At 42.5% G+C, this 20,562-nt stretch carries 16 protein-coding genes and 1 pseudogene; 6 read left to right on the top strand and 11 right to left on the bottom strand.

Translation table 11 applies throughout. From position 1 onward, the window contains the following. Positions 1 to 4: 4 nt before the first annotated feature. Genes GD630_RS04135 through GD630_RS04125 form a run of 3 tightly spaced genes read right to left on the bottom strand, consistent with a single transcriptional unit; the run spans position 5 to position 5,425 of the window. Entirely contained in the window at positions 5 to 910 is a 906-nt protein-coding gene (locus GD630_RS04135; protein ID WP_143864723.1) for a DUF4984 domain-containing protein, read from the bottom strand. A gap of 18 nt (positions 911 to 928) precedes the next feature. Beyond that, complete coding sequence (locus tag GD630_RS04130; RefSeq protein WP_143864724.1) at positions 929 to 2,464, bottom strand: RagB/SusD family nutrient uptake outer membrane protein; 1,536 nt, start codon at positions 2,462 to 2,464, stop codon at positions 929 to 931. Between the two features lie 18 nt (positions 2,465 to 2,482). After that, the gene (locus GD630_RS04125) at positions 2,483 to 5,425 is read right to left on the bottom strand and encodes a SusC/RagA family TonB-linked outer membrane protein (RefSeq protein WP_143864725.1); all 2,943 of its coding nucleotides are present in this window, start codon (positions 5,423 to 5,425) and stop codon (positions 2,483 to 2,485) included. Between the two features lie 613 nt (positions 5,426 to 6,038). Here GD630_RS04125 and GD630_RS04120 point away from each other — a divergent pair. Further along, positions 6,039 to 7,964: an NAD(+) synthase gene (locus tag GD630_RS04120; protein ID WP_143864726.1), complete on the top strand. Its 1,926-nt coding sequence runs from the start codon at positions 6,039 to 6,041 to the stop codon at positions 7,962 to 7,964. 89 nt (positions 7,965 to 8,053) lie between these two features. Here GD630_RS04120 and hisB read toward each other — a convergent pair whose 3' ends face one another. The 6 genes from hisB to GD630_RS04090 all read right to left on the bottom strand — a co-directional run bounded on the left by hisB (position 8,054) and on the right by GD630_RS04090 (position 15,173). Next, complete coding sequence (gene hisB, locus GD630_RS04115) at positions 8,054 to 9,178, bottom strand: bifunctional histidinol-phosphatase/imidazoleglycerol-phosphate dehydratase HisB (RefSeq protein ID WP_143864727.1); 1,125 nt, start codon at positions 9,176 to 9,178, stop codon at positions 8,054 to 8,056. 3 nt (positions 9,179 to 9,181) lie between these two features. Then, positions 9,182 to 10,222, bottom strand: a complete 1,041-nt coding sequence (gene hisC / locus GD630_RS04110; protein WP_143864728.1) for a histidinol-phosphate transaminase — start codon at positions 10,220 to 10,222, stop codon at positions 9,182 to 9,184. An 8-nt stretch (positions 10,223 to 10,230) separates the two neighbouring features. Next, positions 10,231 to 11,514 (bottom strand): histidinol dehydrogenase, encoded by a 1,284-nt coding sequence (gene hisD / locus GD630_RS04105; protein ID WP_143864729.1) that lies wholly within the window; start codon positions 11,512 to 11,514, stop codon positions 10,231 to 10,233. Positions 11,515 to 11,586: 72 nt separating this feature from the next. Further along, the gene (hisG, locus tag GD630_RS04100; protein ID WP_007754444.1) at positions 11,587 to 12,438 is read right to left on the bottom strand and encodes an ATP phosphoribosyltransferase; all 852 of its coding nucleotides are present in this window, start codon (positions 12,436 to 12,438) and stop codon (positions 11,587 to 11,589) included. 256 nt (positions 12,439 to 12,694) lie between these two features. Next, positions 12,695 to 13,186 carry a PaaI family thioesterase gene (locus GD630_RS04095; RefSeq protein WP_007759140.1) on the bottom strand — a complete coding sequence of 164 codons (492 nt, stop codon included), beginning with the start codon at positions 13,184 to 13,186 and terminating at the stop codon, positions 12,695 to 12,697. 70 nt (positions 13,187 to 13,256) lie between these two features. Then, complete coding sequence (locus GD630_RS04090; RefSeq protein ID WP_182505702.1) at positions 13,257 to 15,173, bottom strand: fimbrillin family protein; 1,917 nt, start codon at positions 15,171 to 15,173, stop codon at positions 13,257 to 13,259. A gap of 462 nt (positions 15,174 to 15,635) precedes the next feature. Between GD630_RS04090 and GD630_RS04085 the strand changes: the two genes are divergently transcribed. The 3 genes from GD630_RS04085 to GD630_RS04075 are packed head-to-tail and all read left to right on the top strand — an operon-like array spanning position 15,636 to position 16,566. After that, entirely contained in the window at positions 15,636 to 15,854 is a 219-nt protein-coding gene (locus GD630_RS04085; protein ID WP_143864731.1) for a DUF3791 domain-containing protein, read from the top strand. Then, positions 15,851 to 16,321 carry a DUF3990 domain-containing protein gene (locus GD630_RS04080; RefSeq protein ID WP_143864732.1) on the top strand — a complete coding sequence of 157 codons (471 nt, stop codon included), beginning with the start codon at positions 15,851 to 15,853 and terminating at the stop codon, positions 16,319 to 16,321. Before GD630_RS04085 ends, GD630_RS04080 begins: the two co-directional genes overlap by 4 nt. Continuing rightward, positions 16,318 to 16,566, top strand: a complete 249-nt coding sequence (locus GD630_RS04075; protein WP_182505701.1) for a DUF3791 domain-containing protein — start codon at positions 16,318 to 16,320, stop codon at positions 16,564 to 16,566. Before GD630_RS04080 ends, GD630_RS04075 begins: the two co-directional genes overlap by 4 nt. A gap of 11 nt (positions 16,567 to 16,577) precedes the next feature. On the opposite strand, the gene GD630_RS04070 is transcribed toward GD630_RS04075, so the two are convergent. Then, positions 16,578 to 17,231, bottom strand: a complete 654-nt coding sequence (locus GD630_RS04070) for a DUF2490 domain-containing protein (RefSeq protein ID WP_143864733.1) — start codon at positions 17,229 to 17,231, stop codon at positions 16,578 to 16,580. Between the two features lie 230 nt (positions 17,232 to 17,461). Here GD630_RS04070 and GD630_RS04065 point away from each other — a divergent pair, with 230 nt between their 5' ends. Both GD630_RS04065 and GD630_RS21305 read left to right on the top strand, forming a co-directional pair. Further along, positions 17,462 to 18,721 carry an ISAs1 family transposase gene (locus tag GD630_RS04065; protein WP_238482962.1) on the top strand — a complete coding sequence of 420 codons (1,260 nt, stop codon included), beginning with the start codon at positions 17,462 to 17,464 and terminating at the stop codon, positions 18,719 to 18,721. Positions 18,722 to 18,859: 138 nt separating this feature from the next. Then, positions 18,860 to 19,046, top strand: a pseudogene (locus tag GD630_RS21305) (hypothetical protein); the annotation flags it as partial. A gap of 130 nt (positions 19,047 to 19,176) precedes the next feature. On the opposite strand, the gene GD630_RS04055 reads toward GD630_RS21305, so the two are convergent. Continuing rightward, positions 19,177 to 20,553, bottom strand: a complete 1,377-nt coding sequence (locus GD630_RS04055; RefSeq protein ID WP_143864735.1) for an MFS transporter — start codon at positions 20,551 to 20,553, stop codon at positions 19,177 to 19,179. Positions 20,554 to 20,562: the final 9 nt, after the last annotated feature.

Here is a 20,562-nt window from a genome sequence, read left to right as displayed (position 1 = left end):
TTTTTTAATATCCTTGTTCTTTTAATTTTTCCGCTTCCGCATCGCTTATCCATTCGAAGATATTGATAAACGTACCCACTATACCATAAAACGAACCATCTTTGTTGTTCACACTCAATGTGACATACTGCATGATGAAAGTCTCGTTGGTACTGTAGAAAGAAGTGTAAGCTGCCGGCTGGCTCATAAGTAACTTCCCGTCACCGTGGATGGTATTGAAAGCTTCTGCCGTAGTGGCACACATATGTTCTTCCATTTCAACCAACGGTTCCAACACATCTTTCCGGTTAAAAGTGATTTCCGTATCATGCCCGTCAAAGTAAACACCATGGATGACAATCGTATTCTCTTTGCCTTCTACTACATCCGACTTAACCAGACGAATGTCCGTCTTCTTCGGATAATAATCGGACGACAGATAGGTAGAAGTGACCTTACACCATCCCGTAAACTTCTGGATGTCAAACGGAAGAATCTTCTGCATCACCACCTTCGCGCCTGTTCCGTATATATCCCAACGGTCTTCTTCGGGCACAACTAGCCGCAAGGAGAAGCCCAGCGAGTCGGTAATCTCCAGATTGTCATACATACCCTGCACCTGCAAATTGGCAACTCTTTCGCCCGCTTTGATGGTGACGGTGTTAGACAATAATTTATAATGCTTGCCTTCTACGGCATTGCTCTCCCGATCTATCACTTCCACAGCAAACGTGCGGTCGTAGCTGGCTGCCCCAGTAGCAGCCACGGGAACGTTGAGTATCTCATTCGTTTCTTGCACGGCATAAGTATAAAGCGTGTCAGAAAACATAAGATAATTAGCTCCGCTGTATGTCACCTTGTCCTGATCGCATCCGGAAAGAGCCGTCAGCACAGCGAGAGCTGCCATACATCCTATTAATAATTTCTTCATTATCGTATGCTTTTAATCTTATTTGTTACTTTCATTCGGTTGTACTTGCGAACCGGGAGCATCCAGTTCATGTTGCGGTATCGGCCATACAAACAAAGGATCGTCGGCTTCTACTTTCAGTTTACTGCCGTTCTCCAATGACTGTGCCTGGGGCTTGCGTTCAAATCCGTCGTGCCAACGCTTTAAGTCGTGAAGACGGAAACCTTCCATATAAAGTTCCTTCACACGCTCTTCTTTGATCACTTTCATCGCATTGGATGCGCTCAGGGCGGTAGAACCTCCGTAAGTAGTGTAGCGAGCCGTACGAAGCGTAGTAATATCTTTTCCGGCACGTCCATAGTCGGGGTTCGCCTGATTGACATAGGCTTCGGCACGAATCAGATACTGTTCCGACAAGCGGAGCACTTTCGGCATGCAGACGTGAAGGATATTCTCTTTTACAAACGACTCATTACCGAAATACTTTATCAGTAAAGGCCATGAAAGCCCGTGACTGTAACCGGTCTGATAGGACTGGAAGAAAGTAGACACGCGCAAGTCGTTGTTATCATACAAATTAATAACCCACTCTGCCGGCACGTAATCAGGACGAATGGAACTAAAGTCGTAATTGAAGAAAATCTGTCCCAGCCTGCCGCCATAAGAGTCGACGGTAAAACCGACTTTGAAGATAATCTCCGTAGCATTGTCGTTGGTCCACATATACTTATAATAAGTGGCGGTAGAAGTATAGTTCTGGGTACAACTGGACAGAAGGTAGTAACCGCTATCTATCACCTTGCTGGAATATTTGACAGCGTCTTCCCAATTCTTCATATAAAGAGCGACACGCGCACGCAAAGCATAGACGGTGTATTCATTGAAATAAACAGCATTGTTGAACAAAGCGCCGTCGGTAGCGGGATCATAATCTTTATCCAACGCCAGGAGTTCGGCTGCACGGTCAAGATCGTCGAGGATAAACTGATAAGAGTCTTTCAGCGAAGCACGCTTCATCTCCTCATTTCCCTGATAGTGCCGGGTCAGGATAACCCCCAGTTCATTAGCTGCTTCAGCATCGCTTTCGTAAGCCTTGCAAAAACATTTCACCAGTTCCGAATAGGCAAGCGCACGGGCTAAATAAGCTTCGCCACAGCACTCCTCGAGCCGGTCGAGGTCATCGTCGTCGATAGTGTTCTTTCTCACCGCATCCACACGGTCGAGCAGGAAATTGCACCGGTTGATCACAGTGTACAATCCGGCATACACAGCCTCAATGCTTGTATTGGTAGCCAGAATGTCTTTCCAGCGCCAGATGTCTCCGTAAGTATTTGTATTTCCGTTTATTCCATACACAAAGTCCGCCTGCAAGTCGGGCAGCAAGGTAAGGTTGCCGGAATAAAGGGCGCTGTTCTTGAAAGCGTCGTAAATGCCTACCACTGCCAGATTTACATCATCCACCGTCTTGATAGCATCATCGAAAGGAATCGCATCCTCCGGCATCTTATCCAGACAAGAAGTGGCGGAACATGCCACGGCAGCCAACAAGATATATAATTTAAATTTCTTAATCATCTTTCTTTAGTATACTAGTTAGAATGAAACTTCAACACCCAAAGTAAACTGGCGCGAAGCCGGATATTGTGCTCTGTAAATATTGCTCGATACTTCCGGGTCGAGTCCGGTGAAACCTGTCCATGTCAGCAAGTTCTGCCCTTGCAGATACACACGGGCGGCAGAGAAGAAATTGGTCTTCTTCAGCCACAACTGTGGAAGCGAATAAGCCAGCGTCAGATTCTTCAGACGAAGGAAAGAAGCATTCTCGAGGAAACGGTCGTCCAACTGGGCTACCACGTTATAACGGGGGATATCGGTGATGTCACCCGGCTTTTTCCAACGGTCATACAGCAGTCGTTTCGACTGATTGTAGGAGCTGTACAGTCCGTTGCTTTCTTCAAAGAAACGGTCGTTGTTCATCACATAGCGGTCTGCCATCCAACTGAATTGCGCCGACAGCGAGAGACCTTTCCATGTGATGGTGGTTCCGAAACCGCCTGCCCACGGAGAGTCGAACGTCTTGCCGGTCATTACCTTATCTTCTTCACGAAATTCAGTAGTCAGTTCGCCGTCAGCCGTATACCACAGGGCATCTCCGTTGGCGGGGTTCACACCTGCATAGCGGTTCATGAAAAATTCGTGTACGGGATGTCCCACTACATACTTCAATCCGGTGGTGGAGTTTACATATTCCTGCACGCCGTTGTAGAGTTCGAGCAACTTGTTCTTGTTGTAAGACACGTTAGCACTCAAGTTCCAAGTGAAGTCCTTCGTACGGATCACATCTCCGTCTACCGCTACTTCCACACCGCGGTTCATCATGGCGCCGATGTTCTCCCAACGCCAGCCTTCACCCGTGATGGCATACGAAGTAGGCACATTCATCAGGATATCGGTGGTTTTCTTATGATAGAAGTCGATGTTCACATTCGCACGGTTGAAAATGCCGAAGCTTACGCCGACGTTGTTTGCCCACGTCTGTTCCCAGCCCAAATCTTCGTTTCCGCTCTGTGCAGGGTAAAGACCTGCCTGGTTGAAGTAATTGGCGTTGCCGGAAACCAGTGCGAGATGCTCGTAAAAATTGATCTCCGAGTTACCCGATGTACCGGTGCTCAATTTAATTTGTGCGCTTGTCAGCCATTCCACGTCTTTCAGGAAAGCCTCGTTCTTGATGTTCCACATAAAGCCGAGCGACCAGAAAGCACCCCAACGGTGGTCTTTACCGAAACGCGAAGAAGCATCGGTACGTACAGCACCTTCGGCATAATACAAATCTTTATAATTGTATTCACCACGGAAGAAGAACGACAAGTAAGCGTAAGAACTGGTGGTATCCACCCATGAAGAGGCACGCGTACCGGCAGTGACGTTCGTCAGGCGGTCGTTGTTCTGCCCTCTCGTCACTACTTGGAATCCGTTAGAACGATAATCCACCCCTTCCTGCCCCAGCAGGAAATTGAAAGAATGGTCGTCGTTCAACGCCCAGCGGTAATTTGCCGTAACGGTTTCCGTCAGGTTAAGGATATCCGATGAACTGCGTCCGGCGCTACCTGAACTATTATTAATAATGTAGCTCGGGAAAGACTGCATGAAAGCCGTAGAGTGTGCATAGTCTGCACCGAACTGTGCGCGCACCGTCATATTCTTGATCGGAGTAAGTTCAGCAAACACAGTAGAGAGCAATTTATATTTCTTGTGGTTCACCGGATTGTTGTTCATCCATTCAATCGGATTCTGTCCGGTTCCCGTCCAAGTTCCATCGTTCTGTGAAGCCAGAGATCCGTCCTTATTATAAGGGTTCCAGTAAGGCAACATGAAACGTGAACCGGAGATCGGCGTATAAAGCGCCATTTCTCCTTCTTCCGCCTGCGCTACTTCTTCATAAGCCATCATCGTGTTGGTTCCTATTTTCAACCAGTTGCTGGCTTTCACTTCTGCATTGGCACGCAGGTTATAACGACGGAAAGTAGAGTTCTGCGCAATACCGTCCTGGTCGTAGAAACCTCCGGAAACGTAGTAGTTGAGGCGGTCGGTAGCACGGTTAACCGACAATTCATAGCTCTGCAACGGAGCGCGATCGTTGAATACCTCATCCAACCAATTGATATCGGTACGTGAAAGCAGCGTGTAATCCTGACCGGAGTCCAGACCAATTTCTTTTTCAAACTGAATACGTTCGGGCGTATTCATCATCATCCAGTTGTCATCCGACGCCAATTGTGAGAATCCCCACTGCGCACGCAACGACACTTTCGCCTTATCCAACGACAATCCGCGTTTGGAAGTGATTACCACCACACCGTTTGCCGCGCGGGCTCCATAAATAGAGGTAGAAGAAGCGTCCTTCAACACAGATATGGATTCGATATCTCCCGGGCTGATTGTATTAAAATCAGCACTCGAAATAGGCACACCGTCCAGAATAAACAACGGAGACGTGCCCGAATTGATAGAGTTGGTGCCTCGAATTTGGAAGACCGCTGATTTGCTGGGTTCTCCGGAATTGGAGATAACTGTCAGACCGGGCGTCTGTCCCTGCAGCGACTGGTCGAAACCGGCTGCCGGTACATTTTCCATCTTTTCCGCCTTTACGGTGGACACGGCTCCGGCAATGGTTCCCTTTTTACGGGTTCCGTACGCCACCACCACTACTTCGTCTATTAATTCGGAATCCGAAACCAGCCGTACATTCAGCGTCCCCGTGCGCGGGTTGACTTCATGCTGCTGGGATTGCATACCGACATAAGAGAACAGCAAAGTAGCCTTCGCCGTGCCCTTAATTTCAAGAGTGTACTTACCGTCTATATCGGTAATCACACCATTTGTTGTACCTTTCTCCAGAATGGACACGCCAATCATCGGTTCATTGTCATCCGCCGAAACTACCTGTCCTGTGACTTTATATCCTCCCTGTGCCAGAAGCATGAGAGGGATATTCGTCAGAGCAAAGAGTACAAGCAAGAGAATTGATTTTCTCATCTTTGATACTTGAATTAAAAATTAATGAATTTGATTTATTATTATAGATTTATACATACCAAGACCACCTGCACCATTTCTCATACATGAAAAGTGACACATACTATCCGAACTCAATAGTTCTTGATAATTAATAGAAAAGGATAAGTTTAGCTCGGCTGGTTCTTGATATTACGCCAAATATTGATGTACTTTCTTCGTGTTATAATTGTAGAAATAAAATATATGTCCATCTTCTCTTAAATTATATTCTCTAACAAGTAATATTGCTCGTTCTTTAGTGTTATCAGCATATAAATTGCTTTAATTTGGCTACAAATATAAATATTATAGTTAAATAAAAGAAACAAAATGTCGCATATTTTGCACCAAATTTCCACCAATATCTTTTTGACAGTTTATATTATTAGAAATCGACCACAGAGTTAAATTCGCTGGACGCAGTCTATAAAAACGCACAAATAAACTATCTTTTTGATATATCATTTAATTGTTCAAGCAACAGTATCCTAAACCACTTAAAATATCTCTTTTTGAGGATTCACAATAGAAACGATAAATATTCAAAACTATTTCCTATTTTTGCACCCACTATATATAAATAAGGTATAAGATGAACTACGGATTCGTGAAAGTAGCAGCAGCCGTGCCACACGTCAAAGTGGCTGACTGCAAATTCAATGTAGAGAAGATAGAAAGTCTGATTGCTGTAGCCGAAGGAAAAGGAGTACAGATCATTGTATTCCCTGAAATGAGCGTCACAGGATATACTTGCGGTGACCTGTTCGGACAACAGCTATTACTTGAAGAAGCTGAAATGGGGTTAATGCAAATATTAAATAATACCCGCCAGTTAGATATCATATCCATTGTCGGTATGCCCGTTATCGTCAATTCAATGATAGTCAATGCAGCCGTGACTATTCAAAAGGGAAAGATAATAGGTGTTACCGCTAAAACCTACCTGCCCAATTATAAAGAGTTCTACGAACAACGCTGGTTTACTTCCTCACTTCAATTAAAAACAGATGTTGTACGTCTATGCGGACAGATTGTTCCAATCGGAGCAAATCTTCTTTTCGAGACTTCGGATACAACGTTTGGTATCGAAATTTGCGAAGATCTCTGGGCTACTATTCCGCCTAGTTCTTCCCTCGCATTGCAAGGGGCGGAGATCATTTTCAATATGTCCGCTGACAATGAAGGAATCGGGAAACATAATTATCTCTGTTCACTTATCAGCCAACAGTCCGCACGTTGTATTGCCGGATATGTATTCTCGTCGTGTGGTTTCGGAGAGTCGACCACAGATGTAGTATTTGCAGGCAACGGGTTGATCTATGAAAACGGAACACTTCTTGCACGCAGTGAGCGTTTTAGCATGGAAGAGCAATTAATTATCAGTGAAATAGATGTAGAGCGTATCCGCGCCGAACGTAGGGTAAATACGACTTTTGCCGCCAACCAGGCAAATCTGGCAGATAAAAAAGCAGTTACTATCTCAACAGAATTTGTTAACAGTAAAGAGCTTGTGCTAACCCGGAAGTTCAATCCTCATCCTTTTGTGCCTCAGGGAGCTGAATTAAACGAACACTGTGAAGAGGTCTTCTCTATCCAAATAGCCGGGCTGGCTCAAAGGCTGGCTCATACCGGAGCCAAGACTGCCATAGTCGGCATTTCCGGCGGATTGGATTCAACGCTGGCATTACTTGTTTGCGTGAAGACTTTTGATAAGTTGGGACTACCTCGAAAAAATATTCTCGGTATCACCATGCCAGGCTTCGGAACAACCGACCGTACTTACAACAACGCCCTTGACCTGATGAAATCATTGGGAATATCGATACGTGAGATCAGTATCAAGGAAGCTTGCATCCAGCATTTTAAGGATATAGATCATGATATAAATATACATGATGTCACCTACGAGAACTCTCAGGCACGTGAACGTACCCAAATATTGATGGATGTTGCCAATCAGACTTGGGGGATGGTCATCGGAACTGGAGATTTATCGGAACTTGCATTGGGATGGGCGACTTACAATGGCGACCATATGTCTATGTACGGTGTAAATGCCAGTGTTCCTAAAACTCTTGTAAAATATCTGGTACAATGGGTAGCTGAAAATGGTGTGGATGAAAATTCAAAAGCAACTTTACTCGATATCGTAGATACTCCTATCAGTCCGGAACTGATTCCGGCAGATGAAAACGGGGAAATAAAACAAAAGACAGAAGATCTGGTAGGTCCATACGAGTTGCACGATTTCTTCCTTTATTATTTCTTGCGTTTCGGCTTCCGACCTTCCAAAATATTCTATCTGGCAAATAGTGCATTCAAAGGTGTTTATGATGAAGAAACCATCAAGAAATGGCTTTCGACTTTCTTCCGCCGTTTCTTTAATCAGCAATTCAAACGCTCCTGTTTGCCCGACGGTCCTAAAGTAGGAAGTATTTCTATCAGTCCGCGAGGAGACTGGAGAATGCCTAGTGACGCAAGTTCAGCCATGTGGCTTAAGGAAATTGAAAGTTTATAAATACTATATTATGAGGGTGTCATAATGAATAATAAAACGCAGATTATTTGCATTAATCTGCGTTTTGACACATTCTCATTCTGTTCTCATCAGAGCATTCCTTTACTGGATGGAAGTTCAAAATGATAGATATCACGCTTCAAAGCCATCTTTAAAGCACGGGCAAGCGCTTTAAAGATACCTTCTATCTTATGGTGTTCATTCTGTCCCTCTGCTTTTATATTCAAATTCATCTTTGCAGCGTCACTCAATGACTTAAAGAAATGCAGGAACATTTCTGTCGGCATCTCCCCTATCTTCTCACGTTTGAACTCCGCATCCCATACTAGCCAAGGACGTCCGCCGAAATCGAGGCAAACCTGACAGAGGCAGTCATCCATCGGCAGAGCATACCCATAACGCTCAATACCCCTCTTATTACCCAAAGCTTGATAGATACATTCACCCAATGCAATGGCGGCATCTTCGATTGTATGATGTTCATCCACTTCCAGATCTCCTTTCACACGAATTGTCAAATCCATGCCGGAATGTTTTCCAATCTGTTCTAGCATATGATCGAAAAAGCCAAGACCGGTAGAGATATCACACATTCCATTTCCATCAAGATTCAAAGCTACATAGATATCTGTCTCTTTGGTGGTACGCTGTACTTCCGCTTTCCGCTCACCGGCAAACAAGTACTCGGCTATCCGATCCCAATCCGTAGTTGCAAGGGTACAGACTTCTTCCAACCCTTTTTCTTTGAGGCTTTCTATAGAATCCTGCAAGTAGATGGCACGACACCCTAAATTTCGGGCAAGTTCCACATCCGTAGGACGATCACCGATAACAAAGCTCCCGGCAAGATCATATTCCGGGCTATCCAGATATTTGGTCAACATACCGGTACGCGGTTTACGGGTAGGAGCATTATCTTCTGGAAAACTTCGGTCAATCAGAATCTCGTCAAAAGTAATTCCCTCGCCCTCCAACGTTTTTAACATCAGATTGTGAGCAGGCCAAAAGGTTTCCTCCGGAAAAGAAGAAGTACCCAGTCCATCCTGATTGGTGACCATTACAAATTCAAAATCGAGTTTACTACGAATAAAGCCTAAGTTGCGGAATACTTTCGGATAGAACTCCAACTTCTCCAATGAGTCGAGCTGATAGTCGATGGGCGGTTCGATAACCAACGTTCCGTCTCTGTCTATAAATAATACTTTCTTCTTCATAATTTATTCCTGGTATTTTTTAAGAGCAGCTAACAGAGTGTCGTTTTCCACACGGGTACCAACGGTAACACGCAAACAGTTGCAGCACAGTGAAACGGTGTGACGGTTGCGCACAATGATACCTTCACCTACCAGATAATTATAGATTTTCACAGCATCCGTCACCTTAACCAAAAAGAAATTGGCATCGGACGGAAAGAGTTGAATGGTACAAGGAAGTTTCTCAAATTCCGCTTCCAAATAATCACGCTCTTCCTTCAACGTCTTCACCCAACGTTCTATCTCATAGTATTTGTGTAACATGGAGATGGCTTGTTGTTGGGTAAGTTGATTGACGTTATAAGGGTATTTTATTTTACTGAGGATATCGATAATCTCTTTAGAAGCAAAGGCCATTCCCAAACGGATAGCAGCGCATCCCCACGCTTTGGAGAATGTTTGGAATACCACAAGATTAGGATATTTATCCAGCTCTTCGAGAAAAGAAGGAGCTTCAGAGAAATCATTGTAGGCCTCATCCAACATTACCAATCCTTCAAATCGGTTCAGTACTTTTTCTATCTCAGAACGGAGTAAGTCATTTCCTGTCGGGTTGTTGGGTGAGCAAAGAAAAATAAGTTTGGTATGTTCATCGGTAGCCGCCAATAACTTATCAGCAGAGAACTGAAAGTTATTATCCAACAATACTTTCCGGTATTCGACATCATTCACATCGGCACACACCTGATACATTCCATAGGTAGGATCGATAGCCACTACATTATCTTTACCCGGTTCGCAGAATGCACGAAAAACCAAGTCGATGGCCTCATCGCTACCGTTTCCAAGAAAAATATGCTCGGGTGATACTTTCTTTATCTTCGACAACATTGCTTTCAATTCACACTGCATCGGATCCGGATAGCGATTGTGGGGCGTATTGTACGGATTCTCGTTAGCATCCAGAAAGACAGAAGCTGTAACTCCTTTATATTCATCACGAGCCGAAGAGTAGGGTTTCAGTTTCCAGATATTCGGCCGGGTTAGCTCTTGTAAGCGTTTCATATTCATTATTAAATTAGGGTTTTCAGACGGACAGTAACCGCATTTTTATGTGCATCCAAGTGCTCGTTAGCTGCCATTTCTTCAATAGCCGGACCAATTGTTCTTATTCCTTCAGGAAGAATCTCCTGAAATGTAATCTTTCGAATAAAACTGTCCAAACTTACACCGCTATATGCTTTGGCATATCCGTTGGTAGGCAACGTATGATTCGTTCCCGAAGCATAATCACCGGCACTTTCAGGAGTTAAGGAACCCAAGAATACAGAACCGGCATTCGTCACCCGCTCAGCCACTTCCATATAGTTTTCCGTTTCAATGATCAAATGTTCCGGTGCATAAGCATTGGTCAACTCTAATGCTTCATCAAGGTCCTTCATCAAAATAAGCTTACTGTTTTCCAATGATTTGGCTGCTATCTCACGACGGGGAAGTTTTGCCAACTGGCGTTCTACTTCCGCCATTACTTCCGTCTGAAGTTGCTCGGATGTTGTGATCAGCATAGACTGACTATCCACTCCATGTTCCGCCTGCGACAATAAGTCCGCTGCAACAAAAGTCGGATTGGCCGATGCATCAGCCAATACCTCCACTTCGGAAGGACCTGCAGGCATATCAATCGCTACATCACGCAGACTCACCAATTGTTTGGCAGCTGTCACATATTGATTGCCGGGACCGAAAATTTTATAAACCTTAGGCACGCTTTCCGTTCCGTACGCCATAGCGGCGATAGCCTGTACGCCTCCCGCCTTGAATATTTTGCTGACTCCTGCCAGTTGGGCTGCAAAAAGGATGGCGGGATGAATATTTCCATTCTTATCCGGAGGCGTACAAAGTACAATCTCCTTGCATCCTGCTATTTTAGCGGGAACGGCAAGCATTAGGACTGTTGAGAAAAGAGGCGCCGTTCCTCCCGGAATATAGAGACCTACCTTCTCGATACCTACTGACTTTTGCCAACAAGTTACTCCCTTCATTGTTTCTACCTTCTTGCCGACAAAACGTTGGGAAGAATGGAACGTTTCAATATTTTGTTTAGCTAAAGAGATGGCTGCTTTCAAGTCATCACTTACCAATGCTCCGGCTGCCTGTATCTCTTTCGGACTTACAGCAAGGGCAGACAAAGTAACTTTATCAAAAGCGGCTTCATACTCCAACACAGCTTTATCACCTTCCACCTTTACCTTATCTATAATAGAACGGACGGTATCAAAAAGGCTCTCGGTATTGAGCGCCGGACGTTTCAGAAGTTCCGCCCACTGCTCTTTTGAGGGATATTTAATCAATTTCATGGTTCACCACAGATTACACTGATTTACACAGATTATTTATTTCAATCACGTTATACGGTTTATCTTGATATATTACAGAATCATCTTTTCAATCGGTAACACCAAGATACCTTCAGCTCCCAGTCCTTTCAACTTTCCGATGATTTCCCAGAAACGTTTTTCATCAAGTACCGTATGCACAGAACACCAACCTTCTTGTGCCAACGGCATTACGGTAGGACTTTTCATACCGGGTAATACGGCAATAATTTCTTCCAATTTATCTTTGGGGGCATTCATCAACACGTATTTCTTGTCTTCAGCCGTTTTCACTGCGTTCATACGGAACAGAAGTTCTTTGAGTACTGCTTTTTTCTCGTCGCTCATGTTCTTATTGCCAATCAACAAGGCTTCCGATTTCATCACTACTTCCACTTCTTTCAGCCGGTTGCTAACCAAAGTAGAACCTGAACTTACAATATCAAAAATTGCATCGGCCAATCCAATACCCGGAGATACTTCAACCGAACCGGTAATCACGTGAATCTCAGCATTCACCCCACTCTTTTTCAAAAAGTTGCGAAGGATTACCGGATAAGAGGTGGCAATTTTCTTTCCTTCGAACCATGATAATCCCGGATATTCAATATCTTTCGGCATGGCCAATGACAAACGGCACTTGCTGAATCCCAGACGTTTAATGATTTCAGCATCTTCTTCTTTTTCCATAAACTCGTTCTCACCGACAATTCCCAAATCAGCTACACCCGTAGCCACTGTTTGCGGGATATCGTCATCACGGAGGAAAAGTACCTCGATAGGGAAATTGGAAGACTGCACCAATAAGGTACGTTTCGTTGTGCTCAACTTGATATCCGATTCTTCTAAAAGTGCCATTGTCTCTTCAAAAAGACGTCCTTTGGCTTGTACTGCAATTCTTAACATGACTTTATCAATTATTATTTTATTAATTACAATTCGTTTTAAGTAAAATAAAAAAGGCTTACCGTATTCGGCAAGCCTTCGTTATCGTTATATAGAGACATATACAATATCATCCACGCCCACCGAGTTATTCGTTAGGAAAATGATGATGATGATGTATAGCTGTATATTTCATATTTCTTTTATTAACTGCGACAAAAGTAAAGTATTTGTTTGATACCGCCAAACATTTATCACAAAAAAATGAATTTTCATTTCAAATTAAAGGTAATATTTCTTCCGGCTCTACATCACATTGAAGAAAATGCATCTCTTTTCTCGCTTTTTCCTGCGGGAATGTGAAATAGGTACAAACAGCTTCCGTACATACTTCGCCATCCTTATTATATAGCTTCGCTTCAATGATAACAATGTTCCGCTTTATTTCTTTGATGGATGCACGCAACACGACATGGGAGTCTTTCGTATCAATTGACTTCCGGTAACGCGTCTCCATTTTTGAAGTTACTCCTGTTGTCTGCAATTTACGGAGTACGACCCAAGCACAAATTTCATCCAGCAAAACGGCCTGAATACCACCATGCAATGTATCAATCCAACCTTGATACTCCGGACGAGGTTTCCAAATACTTACGATTTCCTCGCCGTCCTCGTAAAATTCCATTCTTACTCCGGCTTCATTATTGGGAGCACAACCGAAACAATTGTATCCCTCCAACCCTTTCCAGGGATTTATTATCTTCTTCATGGTTCTCTTTTATTAGTTTCACTTCCCAAATATAATCAAAATATGAAAAAGAAGGATGAATCTCATCTATTTACTTGCGAATACAACGGATAGCCAGCGCTTTTTTATCAGTACCTGCTTTAGAAGATTCTATTAGGTTCGTATCACTTTTCAGATAAAATACAGTTTCGGCTATCTCTGAATTTGTTTCATCCAAAGTCCAGTATGCTAAATACTTACCTTCATAGTTTGACTGAAAGGTTCCTACATACATTCCCACAGGAATTCCATCAAAACCAGACCAATTAGTCGCAGGCTCTGCTGTATCTCCGGTATTCAAGGGTAACCATGTACCGGACTTTAATAAGGAAGCATCTTCTTTCAAGTAAGTTTTTAGTATATTCCAATCCTCCCAATTCGGGACACTCCAATGATTCGGCAGAATATTACCGGATAATGCGACACTAGCAGTATAGAAATAATATGTTGCATTCGCTTCGGATTGTAGGTATCCGACTGCACCATCTGTCACTGCATCCAATTTAGGGATTTCATTACCATCTATATAGAAAGAGGCTTTCAAATTGTCACGCATCCAATATTGGGTTCCGATTTTCACCAACGGATAATTATGGATCATCCCTCCACGTACATCACGAGCGACATCCTCCAATGCCAAGACTTGTAATACATCATCCCCCATAGCTACCGATAAAGAGACTTCGCCATTCGCCATCACATAAATATTATTTCGAGCCGGTAAGGTGCCCGGTGTATAATTCAAGGAGTGGTTTTCCGTATCCCATACAACATTTCCGCCATGCACTTTACCGGTTTTTCCTAACAATTGTGCAACAAGCCCTCGAGATAAATCAGCCGTTCCATCTTCTTTCATCGGATAAACTACGATTGCTTGCGAAGAAAAATCCGGAGTTACCAGATACTCCTTACAAATCTCAGCCACTTGTTTTCCTTTATTCAGCACTTTACAAATGTTTGAGTTCTCGAAAGTTAACTTTGACACATCTATATATTTATGAAGAGTCTCTGATCCTGTATGATCTACTTCAGTTCCCTCCCAATCATTGATTTCTCCATTGAGCTTGCTCATGAGGATATCTTCTGCTGCTACAAAAGTTATTTCCAGTTCTCTTTGTTTGCCTTCCTGAAGTTTCAAAGTAGAGGGCAACAAGCAAGTGTATGGTTTTCCGTTAGCCTCCAATGTTATATATTGGTATCCTACTGTCGCTTCCTGAGGTATCAAAATCAGGTCTTTACCTACTAGCCTTTCATCGACTATCTCCCACTCACCGGTAGGAATGATATCTTTCTCATCTGTAAAGGAGGAATAAGATTTCTTCTGAAAGTCATAAATGCTTTTTGTGTAAAAGCCGGAAACAGAAAGTTTAGGATTGGCCGTCAACATACTTTCCACGTCTTCTCCCTCTCCAGGTACTAAAGCTATCTTTAAGCGGAAAAATTTATGATTGTAAGTCAAGGCTACAGCCTCTTGAGTCGCCAGTACATCTTCTTTAGTAGCAACCAAAAAATCAGAATGAGAATAGTTCACCGGAATATTTTGCTCTGTTTCAATAGATACCGGCATCTTGCTTTCTCCCATAGCTACTCCTTCTTCCCGATATGGATAATAACTGATTAAATTCAGCGTCACACCATCATCCGGATAATACACCGATTCATCAGCTATAAACTCTCCATCGGCCGAACGAACAAAATGAAGATTGTCCGCATAACGTTCTTCCTGTATGGTAGTAGAACCGGCTAATGCGAACAGTCCCACTTCATCTCCTTTCTCAAAGGTGTTATTTGCCACACGCGTATTGGCAATTTCATGAATATCAGCTATAATTTTCAATGGAATATTTCCATCATTAACTACCACACCAGCTTCTTCCTCCTCCGAAATGTGATTTACACAAGCTGCAAGCAAAATAGAGAAAAGAACGAGAAAACCTACACATCTCTGCAGGTTATAAAATACTTTCATCTTAATATCTTTATTTATTTCCCAATAGAAATCTTTGATTGGACAGAAGAATAGCATAAAAGGAAGTGTTCGCTTTCAGTTATGGGATACCAAACAACACGTCTGTTGCACTGAGGAATCATCAATTTCAACACACCATTTTGATGTATTGGCGGCAAATGTATATAATAAAAAGGACGTGAAGTATTGTTTTACTAGTATTTTTTCACATTTATATGTAATACACCAATAATCAAGCTGTTATAAATCAGTTGTTAAAATCATAGAAATCCATCCCCACATTATTATATTAGAGACTCACTAGTTTATGATAGTAGAGCTAGCAATTTCAGAAAGAATAGCCTACTTCTATTCCGGCAATAACCTATCATTTTATAAATTTCAATAGAAAAATAAGTAACTTACGCTATATTTCAGTGATTTTGATTATTTTTGTTTTCAAGACCAATTAAAATGACAGGTATGAATAAAGATAAAGTAGATTTCATCTCCTACAGTATAGGAAATTTGGCGAGACGGCTGCACCTTAGTCAGAAAGAAGTATACAACAAACTAAAATCATCGGGAATCTTGTATGATTATATCATACCTTCATACGATGTACTCCACACATTCAGTAAAGAGTATCTAATAGAAGACCTTACCTCGTACATGAAAGAGAAAGGAGTGCTTGACACATGAAAGTATATCATTCATCAACAGTAAAAGTAGAATACCCAGATACCGCTCACTCGCGTTCATACCTTGATTTTGGTCGTGGTTTCTATCTGACGACTATCAGGGAACAGGCTGTGAAATATGCGGAGCGTTTTCTGCGTAGAGGTAGCGAGGCATGGCTTAATACGTATGAAATGACCGATGATTTACAATCATGGAAAGTATTGCGTTTTGACCATTATGATGGGGCATGGCTTGATTTTGTGGTAAGTTGCAGAAGAGGAGAAAATATCGGCAACTACGACTTGATCATAGGAGGTATTGCTAATGATAAGGTATTTCGTACCATCGACTTATATTTTGCAGGTGATATTACAAAGCAACAGGCACTGAACAAATTGGTTTATGAAAAGCCTAACATTCAATTGTGCATTCGTTCTGAGCAGATGTTGCGCCAATGTTTAACCCTTATAAATAGTGAAAAGCTATGACGGATGAAGCAAGACAGAATATACTTGATGAAAAATTCTCACACATCATTGTAGCACTAAGCGAACAACATAATATTTCCATTGAACAAGCTATGGATATATTCTATAATTCTACTACTTCCCAACTTATTGAAGAGGGAGTTGCCGACCTGCATTGCCGTAGCAGCAAATATCTTGCTGATGTGATTTGGGATGAGTATATGGCAAATGAAACCAATCAAAACAAAAATAATAAAGAATTTTGATTGGATAGATTTTAAAAAGAATAGCCTACTTCTATTCCGGCAATATGTTTTCCTTTTGAAGATTCATACTGATAACAATAAAAAGCATCCAACGACCAGCGTTTAGCCAAATTTAGTTCTATTCCCGGACGATAACGCATACGAGCCGCTCTCCAAAAAGGTGCATCATCCAGACTTTGGTAAAGTTCAACAGAAAAGTAAGGGGAAACAATTCCTTTTGTAGGTGCATAAGATAACTTCAAACGAGAGCGTAAACGAGTTTCTGCATCACCACTATCAAAAGTCTGTTGAAATCTTTCCCGTAAAGAAACTTTCAACCACTGATAGCGAAAACTTGCCGTAGCACTTAAATGATAGCGATGTCTGAATTTCCAGCCCGAATCCCCTAAATCACAAAGATGAGTTTCATAAGCAACTCCCAATTTCAAAAAGGAATATGCCCGATAGTCGCCTCCAACAGTAAGCCCCCAACGATCCCACTTATTCATATCATCCTTTGTACGCAGTTCCACATCACCGGAAACAGAAAACCGGGAATCAATCTTATGATTTACTTTAAATTTCGTCCAAGTTGTGAAATCATCATCTTGTGCATAAACAGAAGAAACGATACCAAACAATAGCATTAATAGCCAAATCCTTGTATTTAATAATATTCTACTCATTGATTATCGGGTTAAAGTAGCAAAGATAGTAATTTATTCTACGCAAAGAAAAAACATGATACTGAAAACATTCTGAAAAGACACGGCTTTTTCATTTAAGAAATATTGTTCATCGCTTGTTATTGCAGTAAAATTCCTTATATTCGTGCGCAGCGATGCGGAAGCACCGCCTTAGGTGTTTCTTCTTATCGTTCATTTTTATTTTTTTTGTAGGCGGAATTCAATAAGATATGGTGTTAATATTGTCTTCCGCCTTTGTTTTTGCGATAGCAAAAATACGATTTATTTTATTGATATACAAGTTTTTATGTACAATACTACTAAAGAAGAAACACCTTGACTGTCTTCGTGGCAGCATCATGACTCATTTGAGAAAATTTGTATCCTCAGTCCCTGAATACCGCAGAACAAGCAGGGGAAACTTCAAACACAAACTTGAAGACATACTCATGCTTGTCATATTGGGGAGGCTCAGCAAGTGTATTACCAGAGCTGAAATACTTCAATTTGGCAAACGCCACTTGAAACGCCTGCAGGCGAAAGGGCTATTTCCATATGGTTTGCCGTCAGAATCTACGCTTTGCCGTGTGTTTCAAAGCATAGACGATGAAAAGATGGCTGACCGAATGTCTGCTTTTGCAGACGTTTTCCGCAAGGAAATATCCTCTTCGGCAACTAATATCATTTGTATTGATGGCAAGGCCATGCGAGGTACCTTGTACGAGAACGGACGTAACCCTGATATCGTATCTGCATACTCACTTGGTTCGGGCTTTACTCTGGCTACTGATGTTTGCAAGGAGAAAAGTAATGAAATCAAATCCGTGCCCCGGTTATTGGACAAACTAGACGTGTCAGGATGTGTAGTCACAGCAGATGCCATGTCATTCCAAAAGGTAATAATAGACAAGATTAGAGATAAAGGAGCAGACTTCGTGATCGAACTCAAGGCGAATCAAAGATCTTTGCGTTATGGCCTTGAAGACTCTATAAAGACCGCCACCTCCACTGATGTCTACAAGGAAGGTCCATACTTGGAACATGGTAGGATTGAGTCAAGGATATGCCGTATATACCGTGGGGAAGAACTTATTGTCAACAGAGAAAAATGGAATGGCAATTTGACAGTTATAGAAATACTCACATCTACCGAGAAAAAGTCTGATGGCAAGACTACATCTGAACAGCGACTGTACATTTCAAGCCTGGATAGCAGTGCAGAGCGGCTTAGTCAGATAACCAAACAGCATTGGGCTATTGAAAGCATGCACTGGGATCTTGACCGAAACCTTCGGCAGGACAGTATAAAGCGTAAGGCTGAACGGGCGGCTAGAAACCTCGACACAGTTCAAAGGATGGTATTGGCACTGATTGCTGTTTGGAAGAACAGAAGGAAAAAAATATCAGATAAGCGAAAAGGTACAGCTGAGATAACAAGGGAATTATCGGTAAGCTTCACTAAGGTGTTACATTTTCTGGCTCAAAAATGAGAAAAATTTAGATTTGATATATTTGTAAATTATTGATTATCAACAACAAGATTACCTTCCATGCCGCACTGGCATGGGTAGGGAGATTATATCCCTAAATCAAAGCTTAAATGAAAAAGCCGTGCTGAAAAGATTATCCTTGTTCCGTTTTACACTCCAATGAAGAACAACGATCAGGGATTTTATATCGGAAAGAATGACCAGACCGAACGTCACTATCAGGTTATTTTCTATCTTGTATTCAAACTGATGGAACGCCAAAATCGGTGTGGAATTTAGTGCGGAAACTCGCAATATCAATCGTTGGTTGGTAGAGACGAGGTAAATAGGATAAAACATTTCGGGAAGAATCGTAGCTACAAACTTCCCGAAATAAAAACCGATACCATTGAAAAAACACTTGTTATCCTCTTCGGGAAACAAGTGTTTTTCAATCTAACCTAATATACCTGAAACTAATCTGCCTCTTTTGACTTTGCATTCCAAACCAATAAGGCAAAGAGTACGGACAACAAAGCCGCCCCAATCCAGAACCAATTGATATAGGTAAAGTCGTAAACCTCCACTCCATTCTGAACTGTCTTCTGCCCCTCTATCAGAACACCACTCATTACATCCTGTAATCCGGCTCCAACATAACTGGCAATGCCGACTACCCCCAATGCTGCTCCCGACGCATTGCGGGGAGCAATATCGACTGCCATCAGACCACCCAAAAAACAAATGAGAACTCCGATACCCAGCCCGAAAAGAACCATGGCAAGCACATCTACCCAGAAGTGTACACCAGGAACCAACAGGAACAGGCAAAGTGCAAGAACATTCATCAATCCGAAAATCAGGGCGGGAACATTTCGACGACCGCCAAACAGTTTATCAGAAATGACTCCCGAAAACATGGTACCGATAATTCCACAGACCGGACAGATGGAAATAATGAAGCTGGCATCCAACGTGGAATATCCCTTTTGCGCTTCCAGATAAAAAACACCCCAGCTATTGATAGCATAGCGACTGATATACATAAAAGCACTCGAAAGAGCCAGTATCCAGATGGCAGGCATCATCAATACCTGGCGTTGGGCTTTATTAAAGTCCGTCGTTTCCGCCATACTCATCTCCTCTTTCTGTTTGGGAGCATTCACAGGAGGAAAGCCCTGACTCTCGGGAGTGTCATGGAAGAACTTCCACACAATTAAAGCACCAAGCAAACCAACAATACCGGCACCAAAGAAACCGTATCTCCACCCCAATACACTAACGATAGACGCAACAATTAGGAAGGTCAACGCCTCACCGATATTGTGGCTGGCAGACCAAAATCCGTAATAGGAACCCCGTTCTTTGTCCGTGAACCAACGGGAAAGTCCCACTACACAAGAAGCAGCACCCATAGACTGAAACCAGCCGCTAATCCCCCAAAGGAGAGCGAACAGTATAAAAGAATGGGTAAAGCCCAGACATAGGTTCACTAAAGCAGTTACCAGTAAACCAGTAGTCATAAAGCGGTTGATATTGCTACGGTCAGCCAGAAAACCATTCGTAAATTTTCCAAGGGCGTAAGTAAAGAACAATACCGAACCGATAATTCCCAGTTCCGTTTCGGAGAAAATTCCTTCATCTACGATGGGCTTCTTCACGACATTCAGGCTAAGACGACAAACATAGTACATGCCGTAACCGAAAGTGGCTGAAAGGAAAGTAGACCATTTCAGGTATTTCAGACGACGGGCATCGGAATGAAGATGTTGTGAGCCGGATGAAGACAAAGCTTCCCCGTTACAAGGTCTCGGTGAAGAGACCTTGTAAAAGTTTATAAGTTGTTTCAACATGAAAAAGTC

The sequence above is a fragment of the Bacteroides zhangwenhongii genome (assembly GCF_009193325.2).
In the GTDB taxonomy this organism is placed as follows: domain Bacteria; phylum Bacteroidota; class Bacteroidia; order Bacteroidales; family Bacteroidaceae; genus Bacteroides; species Bacteroides zhangwenhongii.
This window is presented reverse-complemented; position numbering and strand designations above follow the sequence as displayed.